Annotated in this window: 10 protein-coding genes; 7 read left to right on the top strand and 3 right to left on the bottom strand. The window is 66.1% G+C overall.

All coding sequences use genetic code 11. From position 1 onward, the window contains the following. The first annotated feature begins 207 nt into the window (after positions 1-207). Together ACX80G_RS08005 and ACX80G_RS08000 are read left to right on the top strand one after the other, a co-directional pair. On the top strand, positions 208-1,629 hold the full coding sequence (locus ACX80G_RS08005) for a hypothetical protein (protein ID WP_459307066.1): 1,422 nt from the start codon (positions 208-210) through the stop codon (positions 1,627-1,629). A gap of 102 nt (positions 1,630-1,731) precedes the next feature. Beyond that, entirely contained in the window at positions 1,732-2,475 is a 744-nt protein-coding gene (locus ACX80G_RS08000) for a class F sortase (protein ID WP_459307064.1), read from the top strand. A 4-nt stretch (positions 2,476-2,479) separates the two neighbouring features. Here the strand turns inward: ACX80G_RS08000 and smc are convergent, their stop codons facing one another. Continuing rightward, positions 2,480-6,103: a chromosome segregation protein SMC gene (gene smc, locus ACX80G_RS07995; protein ID WP_459307062.1), complete on the bottom strand. Its 3,624-nt coding sequence runs from the start codon at positions 6,101-6,103 to the stop codon at positions 2,480-2,482. A 239-nt stretch (positions 6,104-6,342) separates the two neighbouring features. Here smc and ACX80G_RS07990 point away from each other — a divergent pair, with 239 nt between their 5' ends. From ACX80G_RS07990 to ACX80G_RS07980, 3 genes are read left to right on the top strand one after another with little or no spacing between them, the layout of a single operon-like run. Continuing rightward, entirely contained in the window at positions 6,343-7,365 is a 1,023-nt protein-coding gene (locus ACX80G_RS07990; RefSeq protein ID WP_459307060.1) for a 3-oxoacyl-ACP synthase III, read from the top strand. Then, complete coding sequence (locus ACX80G_RS07985; protein WP_459307058.1) at positions 7,359-10,022, top strand: alpha/beta fold hydrolase; 2,664 nt, start codon at positions 7,359-7,361, stop codon at positions 10,020-10,022. Before ACX80G_RS07990 ends, ACX80G_RS07985 begins: the two co-directional genes overlap by 7 nt. Further along, the gene (locus ACX80G_RS07980; RefSeq protein WP_459307056.1) at positions 10,019-10,987 is read left to right on the top strand and encodes an NAD-dependent epimerase/dehydratase family protein; all 969 of its coding nucleotides are present in this window, start codon (positions 10,019-10,021) and stop codon (positions 10,985-10,987) included. The genes ACX80G_RS07985 and ACX80G_RS07980 overlap by 4 nt, the downstream gene beginning before the upstream one ends. Before the next feature lie 120 nt (positions 10,988-11,107). Here ACX80G_RS07980 and ACX80G_RS07975 read toward each other — a convergent pair whose 3' ends face one another. Further along, positions 11,108-11,662 carry a DinB family protein gene (locus tag ACX80G_RS07975; RefSeq protein WP_459307054.1) on the bottom strand — a complete coding sequence of 185 codons (555 nt, stop codon included), beginning with the start codon at positions 11,660-11,662 and terminating at the stop codon, positions 11,108-11,110. 158 nt (positions 11,663-11,820) lie between these two features. Here ACX80G_RS07975 and ACX80G_RS07970 point away from each other — a divergent pair, with 158 nt between their 5' ends. Both ACX80G_RS07970 and ACX80G_RS07965 read left to right on the top strand, forming a co-directional pair. After that, positions 11,821-12,258 (top strand): hypothetical protein, encoded by a 438-nt coding sequence (locus ACX80G_RS07970; protein WP_459307052.1) that lies wholly within the window; start codon positions 11,821-11,823, stop codon positions 12,256-12,258. Next, on the top strand, positions 12,258-12,935 hold the full coding sequence (locus ACX80G_RS07965) for a hypothetical protein (protein WP_459307050.1): 678 nt from the start codon (positions 12,258-12,260) through the stop codon (positions 12,933-12,935). The genes ACX80G_RS07970 and ACX80G_RS07965 overlap by 1 nt, the downstream gene beginning before the upstream one ends. Before the next feature lie 171 nt (positions 12,936-13,106). Here the strand turns inward: ACX80G_RS07965 and ACX80G_RS07960 are convergent, their stop codons facing one another. Further along, positions 13,107-14,003, bottom strand: a complete 897-nt coding sequence (locus ACX80G_RS07960) for a C40 family peptidase (protein WP_459307048.1) — start codon at positions 14,001-14,003, stop codon at positions 13,107-13,109. Positions 14,004-14,009 lie beyond the last annotated feature (6 nt).

Here is a 14,009-nt window from a genome sequence, read left to right as displayed (position 1 = left end):
TAGCAATGACTCCCCAGCCATTTGGCTAATCTACCCCATCAACTAAGCTGGCTTAGTAACAGTTGGGTCACTTTTTTCTAACTGACCAGACCTGTCAATTACCCACCTGACCGGGTGACATGGAGCACAGGAAACACCTCAAGGACAACCGGTGCTCCTGCCTTCGGTCGCGGACCGTCGGCCCACTCTCGCCTCAGGAGAAGATTCATGATCACTCGCAACCGCCTGCTCGCCGTCGGGTCCACAGCTGCACTCATCGCTGGCAGCACGTTCCTCAGCGCTGCACCGGCACAGGCCGCACTCGATTCGCCCGAGTGCCTGTCGGCGCAGGCCGACGTCCGCGCTGCACTGGACCGCACGGGGGCGGACCCCGAGCTCTCCCTCGAACTCTCGCTTGCCCTACAGGCTGTACTGGACGCCCAGGCTGATCTGGACGCGCTGGTAGCAGCGGCAGCTGTCGCCACCGGCGAAGCCCAAGGGGAGCTCGACGCGGCACTGCAGTTGCTCGTCGATGCGGAGCTGGCACTGGATAACGCGCAACTCGCCCTCGACGCTGCGCTGGCGGTTCTGCTGGACGCCGGCGTTGACGTGGACGACGCCACCGTAGCTCTCGACGCAGCGCTCGCCCTTCAGTCCGGTCTGATCGCCGACGCACGGACGGCCCTCGATGTGGCGGTTGCCGCCCAGGTCGTCGCGGATGAGGCAGTGGCCACCGCTGAGGCCGACCTGGCTGTAGCCATTGCCGACGGCGACCCGGTGGCGATCGCTGCTGCCCAGGTCGCTTTGGATGCTGCGCTCGCCGCGCAGGTGGTCGCTGACCTATCGGTGACCAACGCCCAGGTTGCAGTGGATGCGCTGCTGGCGGTCGAAACCGACGCCGTAATCGCGGCCCGGGCGGCCCTGGATGCGGCCGTGGCGCTGGAAGCCGAGGCTCAGGTAGTGGCTGACGACCTCCAGCTGACGCTGAATGCCGCTGCGGCGGCCGCCGTCGATGCCCAACTTGCCGTTGACGCTGCCGAGCTAGCGCTCGAGCTTGCAGCCGACACCGAAGCTATTCTCGCAGCCCAGGGGGCGCTCGATGCCGCGCTGGCGGTGCTGGTGAACCTTCAGCTGGAGGCGCCCGGGATCAGCGACGCCGATATCGCCGAGCTGGAAGCCTTGTTCGCTGTGGCGATCGCCAACTGTGGGGTGGGCGACGTGCTGCTCGACATCGACATCATCGTCGACGTGGACGGTGGTACAGGAGGCGACGGTGGCGACGGCGATTCCGGTGGTTCCGGTGGTTCCGGTGGTTCCGGTAGTTCCGGTGGCGCAGGGAGCGGCAACGGAGGGACCGGCAGCGCGGGCGGAACCGGTGGAATCGGAGGCGCAGGTGGGTCCGGTGGAACCGGTGGCTCCGGGGCTGGCGGTTCGGCCGGGACGTCGGGTTCGGCGGGCAGCAACGGCGGTTTGAATATCCAGACCGGCAGCGACAGCGGCGATGTAACGGCTACCCCAGCGTCCACGGCGTCCACAGCATCCCCAGCATCACCTGCGAGCGCGGGGTTCCTGGGACTGGGGGCACTGTTGGCTGCAGGTGCAGCCGCGGCGGTAGTGAAACTGCGGCGCAACTCACGGGTGACAGGCTAGCTCCTCCTGCCGTCAGCTGACCAGCAGTGAAGGTGGCGCCGATCATCACCTCGATCGGCGCCACCTTCACACTGTGACTTTCACCCAACGAAACGAGGACCGATGACCAAAGATCGATTCCCCGGAGCACGGCAGAACCGCAGCTACCGGCTGGTGTACGTTGTGCTCGGCGCGCTGCTGACCTTGCTTACTGCGTGCTCGTCGGAAGTGGCAGCGTCGTCTGGCCCAGCGGACCGACCCTCGGGCAGCTACCAGACCTCTACCGCCCCCTTCTCCACCGCCCCCTCACCGGGCGCCCCCTCATCACCGTCAGCTGATCCCACGGGAACCGCTCCTCCTGCTGGACCGGCTGGGGCAGGACCCGCCGCCCTCGAAACAGGCCACGGCGACGGGGCAATCGTTGCTCCCGTTTCGGCGCCGATCGGGCTCACTGTTCCCTCAGCTGGCATTGATCTAGCGGTCCTGGGGCTGACACCGACCGCCGGTGAGGTTGCAGCGCAGTCGATTGTGCCGCCGTTCACCCTTGATGCGTACTGGCTCACTAGCTACGGCAGCCCCGGAGAAGGATCCACCAACACCACCTATGTCACCGGTCATAGCTGGGAGGACCGGGAAGCGCCGTTCAACCGGCTAAGCACCGACGTCGTCGTCGGGGATCCACTCACTCTGACCACTGAGACGGGCGCGTTGAACTACGTCGTCGAATCGGTCACGACCGACGATAAGGAGACGTTGAAGACCAGCGATATCTGGGACATTGTTCCCCACCGGTTGGTGATCATCAGCTGCTACACGGACGACCTGTGGGGGAAAAACGTCATCGTCACAGCGGTACCGTCCGGCTAGCTGCCTACGCGTCCACCAGCCGCTGGCTGATCACCGTGGAAACGCCGTCGCCCCTCATCGTCACCCCGTACAGCGCGTCTGCCACCTCCATCGTCCGTTTCTGGTGGGTGATGATGATGAGCTGGCTGGATTGACGGAGCTCCTCGAAGATGGTGATCAGCCGGCCCAGGTTGGTGTCATCGAGTGCCGCCTCCACCTCGTCCATCACATAGAACGGCGACGGCCGGGCCTTGAAGATCGCGACGAGGAGCGCGACGGCGGTCAGCGAGCGCTCACCCCCCGATAACAGCGAGAGGCGCTTGATCCTTTTCCCCGCCGGGCGTGCCTCCACCTCGATCCCGGTGGTGAGCATATTGTCCGGGTCGGTCAGGACCAGCCTGCCCTCCCCTCCCGGGAACAGCCTGCCAAACACACGCTCAAACTGGACAGCGGTATCCTGGTACGCGGCGGTGAAGACCTGCTCCACCCGTTCGTCGACCTCCCGGATGATGTCCAGCAGGTCCTTGCGGGTCGCTTTGAGGTCCTCCAGCTGGGTGCTCAGGAACTGGTGGCGCTCCTCAAGGGCAGCGAACTCCTCGAGCGCCAGCGGATTGACCCGGCCCAGCGACGCGAGGTCCTTCTCTGCACGCTTCAACCGCTTCTTCTGGATCTCCCGCACGTAGGGCGTCCCGGTGGGCACCGGATTACCGGCGTCGTCCACCGGCGCCCGGAGCTCAGCCCACTTGTCGGCGGCCGCTGCGGGAACCGGGACCGGCACATCGGGACCGTACTCGGCGATCAGATGGTCCGACGTGAATCCGAGCTCATCGATCGAGCGATTCGCCAGCGTTTCGATCCGGGCCCGCTGCTGGGCGCGCGCCAGTTCGTCGCGATGCACCGAGTCGGTCAGCGCGGCCAGTTCGGCGAGCAGCCTGTCGTTGCCGGTGCGGACCTCGGCCAGTTCGGCGTCCCACTGCGCCCGCCGGTCCTCGGCTGCATCCCGGAGGTGAGCCGCCCGGTCCACTGACACGTTGAGGTAGGCGAGTGCACTGGTGACCGCCTGCCCGACGGCGGCTGCCCGCTTCGCCTGCAGGCGGCGGACTCTCGCCCGCTCGGCAGCCTCGACGCGTGCCTGTCGTTCGGCGACCGCTGCCCGTTCGAGGGACAATGCACGGTTGCTGATGGACCGGAGTTGCTCCTCGGCGCTCCGCAGTGACAGCCGGGCTTCCATCTCGACCTGCCGCGACTGGGCTGCCCCGAGGGCCAGCAGGTCACGGTGCTCGGTGGAGGGTTCGCTGTCCGCCGGGGCGTCCTGGGCGGCGGAAAGCCGCCCGGTCACCTCGTGCAGCCGTTCCTGCTCGGCGGCGAGGTTGGCGGCGGCAGCGTCGGCCAGTCGGGTCAACCGTTCAGTCTCGCCTGCCGCCGACCGCACCACCGAACCCAGCTGACCCAGCTTTTCGGCGACCGCCGCGAGCCGGGCATCCGAGTCGTGGAGTTGTTCTAGCGCGTCGTTGGCCGTCGTCTGGGCGTCGTGCACCCTGGCTGTAGCGGCAGCAATCTCAAATCTGGCGCGTTCCATCCGGTTGGCCGCGGCGTCCAGCCGCCCGGTGGTTTCCTCAACCGCCGCCTGCACTTCCAGGACCCCCGGCTCACCGGCAGAGCCACCCCGCACTGACGCGACAGTGATCACCTGGCCATCCCGGGTCACGGCCGTCACGCGTGGCTGCGACGCCACCAGGGCAAATGCCTCAGCGAGTCCCTCAACCACCACACGGTCGGCGAGCAACCCGGTGACGACGCCAGCCAGCCGGCTGTCGCAACGGACCAGGCTGGCAGCCGGCACAGGTCCTGCAGGTACTTGTGTCGCCGTTTCCCCTATCTGCTTCCGCAGTTCTCCCCCAGCCAGTTCTCCCCCGGCGTGTCCTCCCCCGGCGACGAGCAGCGTGACCTGGCCGGCCCCGTCGTCCAGGACCCGAAGCAGCACGCGCCGGGCCGCCTCAAAATTCTCGACGGCGACGGCGTCGGCTGCCGGACCGAGAGCGGCCGCGATGGCCGTCTCATACCCCGGCTGCACAGTAATCAGGTCGGTGACCGCGGTGAGCACCCCGTGCAGGCCGGCGTCGAGCACAGCCTGGCTGGCGTCCCTGCGTCGCAGCCCGGTCTGCAACGCATCCCGGCGCGCCTGCAGGGAGTCCCGTTCCCTGTCGGCGGCGCGCTCCTGCCGGGTCAGGTCCTCCAGTTCCGCCTGGACAGCCTCCAGGGCGCGGCTGGCAGTTTCGTACTGTTCGTCGAGGTTCTCTTCGCCCTCCTCGGCGCCTGCGACCTGCACCTCCAGGGCGGTGAACTCCTGCTGGGCGGCGGTCCGGCGCACGTTGACGTCGGCCACCGAGGCACGAAGCCGGCCCAGTTCGGCCCCGGCCGACTCCACCCGTGACCGAGCGGCGCCCACCTGGCCGGTGAGCTTGGCCAGTCCCTCGCGCCGGTCCGCCGCAGCGCGAAGCACCGCGGTGAGCCGGTGATCCTCGACCGCCGCGGCCTCCTCGGCGTCGCCGCGCAGTTCGACAGCCGTCTCGAGCGCTTCGCTGCGTTCCTCAACGTGGTCCCGCAGCGCAGCTTCCTCAGAACGGGCGCGGGCCGCCTGCTGGTCCAGCTCGTCGGGGGTCCTGCCGCCGGCCCGGGGGGCGCCGTCGTCGTCGGCGCTCTCCCCAAGGAGCCGCCGACGCTCCTCAGCGAGGCTGCCCAGCGACCTGAACCGTTCGCGGGTGTTGGCGAGCTGGTACCACGTGTCGCGGGCTGCGTTGAGTTGGGGGGTTGCCTCGGCGGCGAACCGTTCAAGGTCGGCCTGCCGGGACCGTCCGGCGGCGAGGAGTTTCTCGACGTCGGCGCGGCGTTCCTTCAGGGCAGTCTCGTCGGCCACGTCGCGCTCGAAGGAATTCATCAGCTGCATCAGGTCGTCGGCCATAAGCCGTGCCCGGGCGTCCCTGACATCGAACTGGACGGTCTTGGCACGGCGGGCGACGTCGGCCTGTTTTCCCAGCGGGGTGAGCTGACGGCGAATTTCACCGGTCAGGTCGGTCAGGCGGGTGAGATTCGCCTGCATGGCGTCAAGTTTCCGCACGGTCTTTTCGCGGCGTCGCCGGTGCTTGAGGATTCCTGCTGCCTCCTCGATGAACCCGCGGCGGTCCTCGGGGGTGGCGTGCAGCACCTTGTCCAGCTGGCCCTGCCCGACGATCACGTGCATTTCCCGACCGAGCCCGGAATCCGAGAGCAGCTCCTGAATGTCAAGGAGCCGGCAGGTGCTGCCGTTGATCGCGTACTCCGAGCCACCGGTGCGGAACAGGGTCCGGGAAATGGTCACTTCGGCGTACTCGATTGGGAGGGCGCCGTCGGCGTTGTCGATGGTCAGCGAAACCTGGGCTCTGCCGAGGGGCGCCCGGCCCGACGTTCCGGCGAAGATGACGTCCTCCATCTTGCCGCCGCGGAGCGTTTTGGCACCCTGCTCGCCCATCACCCACGCCAGGGCGTCCACCACATTGGATTTACCTGATCCGTTGGGTCCCACCACAGCGGTGACACCCGGCTCGAAGTCGAACGTCGTCGCGGACGCGAAGGACTTGAAGCCGCGCACGGTTAGACTTTTCAGATGCACGGGATCTCTTAGGTCTCCAGAAGGTGATGGGTTTTCCCCTAATCTACTGCGTTGAGGCTCTGTTCAGCAGCATTGCGTGGGTTCACGCACCGCGTAATTAGGCGTCACCGCGGGCTGGAGAAAGAGAAAGGAAGTAGGCTTTATAACGAATCGTCAGATTCGTTTTTGCGTCCACGTGCCCCAGAGGCCATCCAGCGCAGGTTACCGAGGCGCACTGACCAGTCGACAAGGCAGGAAATTTGACCGGCAATTTCAACTTCCGACACCACAACACAGCGCTGCTTGGCGTGGAAAGCGTTGAGGCTCCGGTCATCGTCACCTCCAACGAGTTCGACCGTGTTCTGGCACCGGCGCTCAAGCGCCTCCGACTCTCCAGCGGACTGCTTCAGCGGGTTGCTGGCATCACTGAACGCCGGTGGTGGGCTCCGGGCACCCGGTTTGACGACGCCGCCATCGAGGCGGGCGCGAAAGCCCTCGCTTCCTCGGGCATTGGTGCCTCACAGATCGGCCTCCTGATCAACACCTCGGTCACGCGCACCAACCTTGAACCATCGGTTGCCGTGAAGATCCACAACGGGCTGGGGCTGCCGTCATCGGCGATGAACTTCGACGTCGCCAACGCCTGCCTCGGGTTCGTCAACGGCATCACCCTGGCCGCGAACATGATCGAGGCCGGGCAGATCCAGTACGCGATGGTGGTCAATGGTGAAGATTCCCAGGCCACCCAGGAGGCTACGCTGCGCCGACTCAACCAGCCGGACGCCACCAGGGCCAGCTTTCTGCAGGAGTTCGCCACCCTCACCCTCGGATCGGGGGCAGCCGCCGCAGTGCTGGGGCCAGCCGACGCCCACCCGGGCGCCCACCGTGTGTTGGGTGGAGTGGCACGTGCTGGAACCGAGCACCACGAACTGTGCATCGGCGGCATGGACGGCATGTATACAGATGCTCAGGGATTGCTCGACGGCGGCCTCGAGCTGGTCGTCGACGCCTGGAAAGAAGCACAACAGGAGTGGGACTGGACGTCGATGGACCGCTACATCACCCATCAGGTGAGCAGCACCCACACGAACGCCATCGTCGAGGCGATTGATCTTGATCCTTCCCGGGTGCCGATGACCTTCCAGAAATGGGGCAATGTTGGTCCTGCTTCCCTGCCAATGACCCTCGCAGCCGAGGCGCAGACGCTCACGTCGGGCGACCGGGTGCTCTGCATGGGCGTTGGTTCAGGGCTGAATACCGCAATGCTGGAGATTGCGTGGTAGCACTTCCCGGCGTCGACCCGTCGTGGCCGGCCTACCGAGACGTCCCTTCCACCGCCGCAATAGACCCTGCGGGAACCACCAATAGCTGGCATTATCTAGATAATGGGTCTGAGCTGACCAGGCCAGCCCGCGGGACTCTGCTGTGTGTGCACGGCAACCCCACCTGGTCCTACCTGTGGAGGACCGTCCTCGCCGCGGGTGTTGAACACGGGTGGCGGGTGATCGCCGTCGACCAGCTGAACATGGGGCTTTCCGAACGGACCGGACGGTTCCGCAGGCTCGCTGACCGCGTGACTGACCTGGTTGACTTCGTCGATTCGATGGGACTCACCACACCGGTCATCACAGTGGGTCACGATTGGGGCGGTGTGGTCAGTCTCGGCTTCGCCGACCGGCGCAGGGACCTGGTGTCCGGAGTCGTGCTCACGAACACGGCGATCCACCAGGATCCCGACCGGCAGATTCCCGCTGCGCTTCGACTGGCACTGCACCCGCTGGTTCACCGGTGGGGCACCAAGGACACGACGGCCTTTCTTGACGTTACGCACGCCCTGGCCCGTCCGTCGCTGCCCCAAGAGGTGCGGAAAGCGTTTCTGCTGCCGTACCGTGGTGCCGCCCGGCGTCAGGGCATCGCGGATTTTGTTGCTGACATCCCTGCCGACCCGTCGCATCCCAGCTATCCGGCGCTTCGGAGCATCGCTGAAGGCATTCGGACCCTCGATGTGCCCGCGTTGATGCTGTGGGGCCCCGAAGATCCGATTTTCTCCGACACCTACCTCAACGACCTCGCAGCACGCCTGCCGCACGCCGACATTCACCGGTTTGAGGGTGCTGGCCATCTGGTGGGCGAGGATCGGGATATCGCGACGCCATTGTTCGGATGGCTGGGTGGCACTGCGGCGCTGGCTCCTGAGGCCGGTCCGTCGTCGTCGTTCACCCCACTTGAACACGAACTGATTCAGCGTGCACAGGGGCCCGACGCGGACCAGTTGGCGGTTGCCGACATGGGCTCCGACGGCCGCATCGGCCGGTCGCTGTCCTGGCGGGGGCTCGAGGATGAGGTGCAGTCCCTTGCGACCGCGCTACGGAGCATTGGTGTCAGCCGGGGTAGCCGAATCAGTCTCATGGTGCCGCCGGGGGTTGAGCTCACCGTGCTGCTGTACGCCTGCCTGCGGATTGGGGCGGTGATCATCGTCGCCGATGCCGGCCTGGGTCGAAAGGGACTGAGCAAAGCGGTCCGGGGCACGGTTCCCGACTTCCTCATCGGCATTGACCTGGCGTTGACCGCTGCGAAACTGTTCGGTTGGCCGGGACGCCGTATCAGTGTGGCCGCGATGCCAGCAGCCAAGCGGAGGGTCCTGGGGGTGGAGTACTCGCTCGCGGAGCTCCGTGTCAGCGGGGCTGGGGCTCCTGCTGCTTCTGGCACAACCGGGGCTTCCGCTGCTGACGAGCTGGATCCCGACGCATTCGACCCCGACGCATTCGATCCCGACGCTGACGCCGCCATCCTCTTCACCTCCGGTTCGACCGGGCCCGCGAAGGGCGTCGTATACACGCATCGACGGTTGGCCGCGATGCGGGATACCGTCGCCCAAACCTTTGGTATCCGCCCCGGCGCTGGGCTGGTAGCCGGTTTCGCTCCGTTCGCGCTGCTCGGTCCGGCACTGGGAACGACGTCGATCACTCCCGACATGGACGTCACCAAACCGAAGACCCTGTCCGCGGCGGCCCTTGCCGACGCCGTCGCCGCGATCAGCGCCACCGCAGTGTTTGCGTCCCCAGCGGCGCTCAGGAACATTCTCGCCACCCGGAGCGAGCTGACTGCCGCTCATCGAGACGCACTGGCCGGCGTGTCACTGCTGCTGTCGGCAGGGGCTCCCGTGCCGTCACGGTTGCTGACCGAACTGTTTGGCGTCCTTCCCAAGGCGTCGCTGCACACGCCCTACGGGATGACCGAAGCGTTGCCCGTCACCGACATCGACCTCGGGATGATCCTTTCGGCCGAAGCCGATGCGGCAGCCGGGAGGGTGATCGGCGCGGGGAACGGGGTCTGCGTCGGCAGAGCCGTCTCGGGTGCGCAGATCACCGTCAGTCCCCTCAACCAGGCGGGTACCGCCGACGGCGACCCGACCACCGATGCCGGGGTCACCGGCGAGATTCTGATCAGCGCCCCACATGTGAAAGAGCGCTATCACCGGTTGTGGATCACCCAGAGTGATAGCTCACGGACGGGCGGCTGGCACCGGACCGGAGACGTGGGCCATTTCGACTGTGACGGCAAGCTCTGGGTCGAGGGCAGGCTCCCCCACATCATCACCGCGCCAACCGGCGTTGTCACCCCGGTGGGGGTTGAGCAGGCGCTCGAAACGGTCGACGCCGTCGGGCTGGCGGCGGTGGTCGGTGTTGGGCCGGCCGGTACGCAGGTGGTAGTCGCCGTCGTCGAGACTGTGCCGCCGGCCACCACGTCAGGGCTGGCGCCGGAGTCCCTTGCCACCGGTGCGCGCACGGCAGCACAGTCCGCCGGAGTTGAGCTGTCGGCGGTGCTGGCTGTTCCGTTGCTGCCAACGGACATCCGGCACAACGCGAAAATCGACAGGACCCGGGTCGCCGCATGGGCGGCTAGGGTGCTCGCCGGCGGGAAGATCGGCTCGCTGTGAGGGTTCTCGTCACCGGTGCCAGCGGGATGCTGGGCAGGGTGACAGCGGATCTACTCCGATCCCAGGGGCATGAGCTACGGACGTTTCAGCGTCGGCCGTCGGGGTTGGCCGGCGTCGATGATTGGCTGGGATCGGTTACCGATCCGGAGGCGATCCGGCGGGCGGTGCGGGGCATGGATGCGGTGGTACATCTCGCGGCCAAGGTGTCATTTGCCGGTGCTGCAGCGGATTTCGAAACAGTCAATGTGGAGGGGACCCGGCTGCTGCTCTCCGCTGCTAGATCCGCCGGGATCCGGGACTTCGTCCTCATTTCCTCCCCGTCCGTGGCGCATGTCGGAGCGGCGCTGGTCGGACAAAGTGCCACGAGCGCGACGCCGGGCTTGGTGCGGGGTCATTACGCCCAGACCAAGGGAAGGGCCGAACTGCTCGCCCTGGCGGCCGACAGCGAGGATTTCCGGGTTGCAGCTGTCCGACCCCACATCGTGTGGGGTCCTGGGGATACCCAGTTGGTGGAGCGAGTGATTGAGCGTGCCCGTGCGGGGCGTCTACCGTTGCTGGATGGCGGGACGGCCCTGGTGGATACCACCTATGTAGACAATGCCGCAGCAGCGATAGCCGCAGCGCTTTACGGCATGGACCGGTTGGCGGGGCAGGCGGTGGTGGTCACCAACGGTGAGCCGCGGCCCATCGGCGAGCTGATTGCGGGGATCTGCCGGGCTGGCGGGGTGCAGCCGCCGCGTTGGACGGTTCCGGGTCGGGCGGCGCGGGTGGCTGGATCGTTGGTGGAGCTGGTGTGGCAGCGGCGCGGCCTTGAGAGCGAACCACCGATGACCCGGTTCCTTGCCGAACAGCTGTCCACCGCCCACTGGTTTGATCAGCGCCGGACCCGAGAGTTGCTGGCGTGGACGCCGGCCGTGTCGATCGATGAGGGTTTGGCCCGGCTCGCCCGGCACTACCAGGGCTAGCTGGCGCCTCCCCGTCAGATTCCTGGTTTATTGATGTCTGGCTCGTCGGTCCGCGGTTTGCTCATGTCTGGCCCGATAATTCCGGGCTCGTTAGTCACTGGCTCGTTGTTCCCTGGCTCGTTAGTCCCTGATCATTGGCTCTTCACCGACTGCGCCGTCCGCTTGTTCCCGCAATACATCAAGGTGGCCGAGGTGGCGTGCAGTCTCCTCGATCAGGTGCTGCAGGATCCACCGGAGTGTGTAGTCGTCGCGGGAGGACCTTGCATCCAACGAAGGGGCGGCCCGGACGACGGCGTCGCAGCGGCCCGATTCGGCTGAATAGTCCTGAAGGAGCCGCTGCATCGAAATATCGGGGGCGACGTGGAATTCGCCGTCCGGATCGGCGTCGGACCAGTCGTAGGTAAGACCTTGCTCCCCCGCGAAGACGTCCCTTAGCCAGGACCGTTCAACATTCTCGAGATGACGTACCAGGCCGTGCGGGGTGAGCCCGGTGGGGGTCGCGACGGAGCGTAGGGCGTCGTCGTCGACGTCCCCGACCTTCCAGGCGACCAGATCGCGTTGACGTTGGAGGAAGCCCAGGGTGGTGGTCGACTCGTCACCCTGGTGGGCGGGCTCGGTAATTCCCCGCCGCACGCCGTTGTTTGCTCCTGCACCGTCGCCAGCCGCCTGTGTCATTGATTCACCCTACCGGTGAGCCGTCTGACCGGAAAGCACGAAGGCAGAGCCGCGGCTATCGTCCACGCTGGCGCGGGACGAGACCATTCTGGCGTGGGGGTGGATATCCGATCCCTATGCCTCTTTACTGCGCCATTGCCTTCAATTACAGTGCGACAGTGGAGACTTCGCTGAAGAAGTACGTTCCCTACGTTCCTCGGACGCCGCCGATGGCTGTGGACGACCCGGTGGTGCGGTGGCTGCTGCAGGGCGATCCAGCGATCCGTTGGCAGGTGCTACGCGACCTCCTCGACGCCCTGCGGGATGAGGTGGTAGCTGTGCGGGCGAGGGTGGAGCACGAAGGGTGGGGCGCTAGGCTGCTCGCGCTGCGGGCGCCCGACGGACAATGGGCGGACGGGGCATGCTTTCCTAATACCGCTGCGTTCGCCGAGAGTACCGCGCGGGCCTTGGCTGCCGGCAAGCCACCGCCGCCGTTCCCGTCGCCCACCACAGACCAGACCGAGACGCCAGGTGAGCACCCTGAGCAACCATGGATCGCTACCTACCCCGTGCTGCTCGATCTGTGCCACTTGGCGTACCGCCGGACAGTGCGGTGATGCTAGAGACGGCACAGTTGGTCGACCGCAACTGCCGGTGGGAGTATGACGGGTTGCCTTTCTTCGCCGGGGAAGTCGACTGCTGCATCAACGCCGGCGTTGTCCTGATCGGTACCTACCTTGGCATCAACATCGATCCGGTGGTCAAGCGGCTCGTGGCCGACCAACTGCCTGACGGAGGCTGGAACTGCTGGGCCGAGTCGCGTTCGGCGCCGGGATCGTTCGCCAGTACTCTTGACGTAATTGACGCTTTACTGAGGTGGGAGCGACGCACCGGTGGATCCGACGAGGTCAGGCGGGCTCGCCACGGGGGCGAGGAATTTCTGCTTCGACGCGGTCTGTTCCGGTCGTTGCGCACAGGCGAGGTAGTGAACCCTCGATGGCTCCAGTTCTCTTACCCTCCACGCTGGCACTACGACCTGCTCAAAGCGACGAGCTACTTCGCTCTCCGCGGCGGACCGGCCGATCCGAGGCTGGTTGAGGCAGTCGATCAAGTTCGTACCAAGCGTCAGTCAAATGGACATTGGCTGCTGGAAAACCCTCACCCCGGGGCGGTCCACTTTCGATTCGAAGAACCCGATGGTACATCGAGTCGGTGGAACACCCTTAGGGCATTGCGGGTTCTTCGCTGGTACGACGCAGCGAGTCTCTCCGACGGAGCAAGCGTGACCCTATGACAAGAGCAGCAAGAAGATTTCGCATGCGCAAGTGACGTCGAGAGTGCCGTACGAACTGGTGTCATTTAACCACGGGTGACCGATTCACAGACGAAGCACAAAGGCGCCACCGGATGTTTCCGGTGGCGCCTTCATGGTACTTCTCCAGACCGCCGCGACGGTATGGAAGGTTTAGAGCGTGTAGTACCCAACCAGTGGCATAGCGCTGACCGCGTGGACCAGGGTTCCCTGGCTTGGGTTCAGTGCGCTGACCATCTGGCCGTCACCGATATAGATGCCGATGTGTCCGCCGCCGTTCTGGACGACGAGGTCACCTGGCTGAGGGTTGCTGGTGGGGGTCAGCGCACCCATCTGTGCCTGGCTGGTGCGGGGCAGATCGATGCCGTGCTGGGCGTAGACCCACTGCACGAAGCCTGAGCAGTCCCAGCCAGCGGTTGAGCTGGTGCCACCGTAGACGTACGGTGCGCCGATCATTGACTGGGCCGTTCCGGCGATACCTGCGCTCGATACCTGTCCGCCGGTGGACGCCGCACCGATTGGCTGGATGTCCTCCGAGGCGGTGGTGATACCCAGCGTGCTGGTCTCAGCGGGGGCCGCCGGTGCAGCTACCTGGATCGCCGGGGCTGGCGCTGCTGCTGAAGCTGGCGCCGGTGCTGCTACTGGTGCTAACTGGCTTGACTGGCCAGTGTTGCCGGTCAGCGAGATGACGTCGCCTGGGAAGATGACCGAGTCCCAGCCGAGCCCGTTGGCGGCGAAAATCGACTCAACGCTGACGCCGTAGGTGCCGGCAATGCTGCCGAGAGTATCTCCGGGCTGAACCGTGTGAGTGGAGGCTCCGGGGGCTGGTGCGCTGGAGGCCTGGGCGACAGATGCCGGCGCGGCCTGGACGTCGACTTCGCCTGCAGCGTTAGCTGGCAGCCCGGCGCTCAACATCAGACCTGATGCGGCGACGACAACCGCTGCCGGACGGCCGATGGAGCCGGCATGTGAGCTGACTGCCTTGGATACGGTCTGCATGGCGCTTGGCGGGGTTGCACGGTGGCGCGCGATATAACGGTTCTTGGACATGATGAT

It is taken from the genome of Arthrobacter glycogeni (assembly GCF_054510815.1).
The sequence above is the reverse complement of the archived record's forward strand: the minus strand, read 5'-3'. Positions and strand labels throughout refer to the sequence as shown.

What these genes read in the sequence shown, in the direction of transcription:
- ACX80G_RS08005 (WP_459307066.1), top strand. Translation starts at nt 208, where the DNA reads ATGATCACTCGCAACCGCCTGCTCGCCGTCGGGTCCACAGCTGCACTC.
- ACX80G_RS08000 (WP_459307064.1), top strand. Translation starts at nt 1,732, where the DNA reads ATGACCAAAGATCGATTCCCCGGAGCACGGCAGAACCGCAGCTACCGG.
- ACX80G_RS07975 (WP_459307054.1), bottom strand. Translation starts at nt 11,662, where the DNA reads ATGACACAGGCGGCTGGCGACGGTGCAGGAGCAAACAACGGCGTGCGG.
- ACX80G_RS07965 (WP_459307050.1), top strand. Translation starts at nt 12,258, where the DNA reads ATGCTAGAGACGGCACAGTTGGTCGACCGCAACTGCCGGTGGGAGTAT.
- ACX80G_RS07960 (WP_459307048.1), bottom strand. Translation starts at nt 14,003, where the DNA reads ATGTCCAAGAACCGTTATATCGCGCGCCACCGTGCAACCCCGCCAAGC.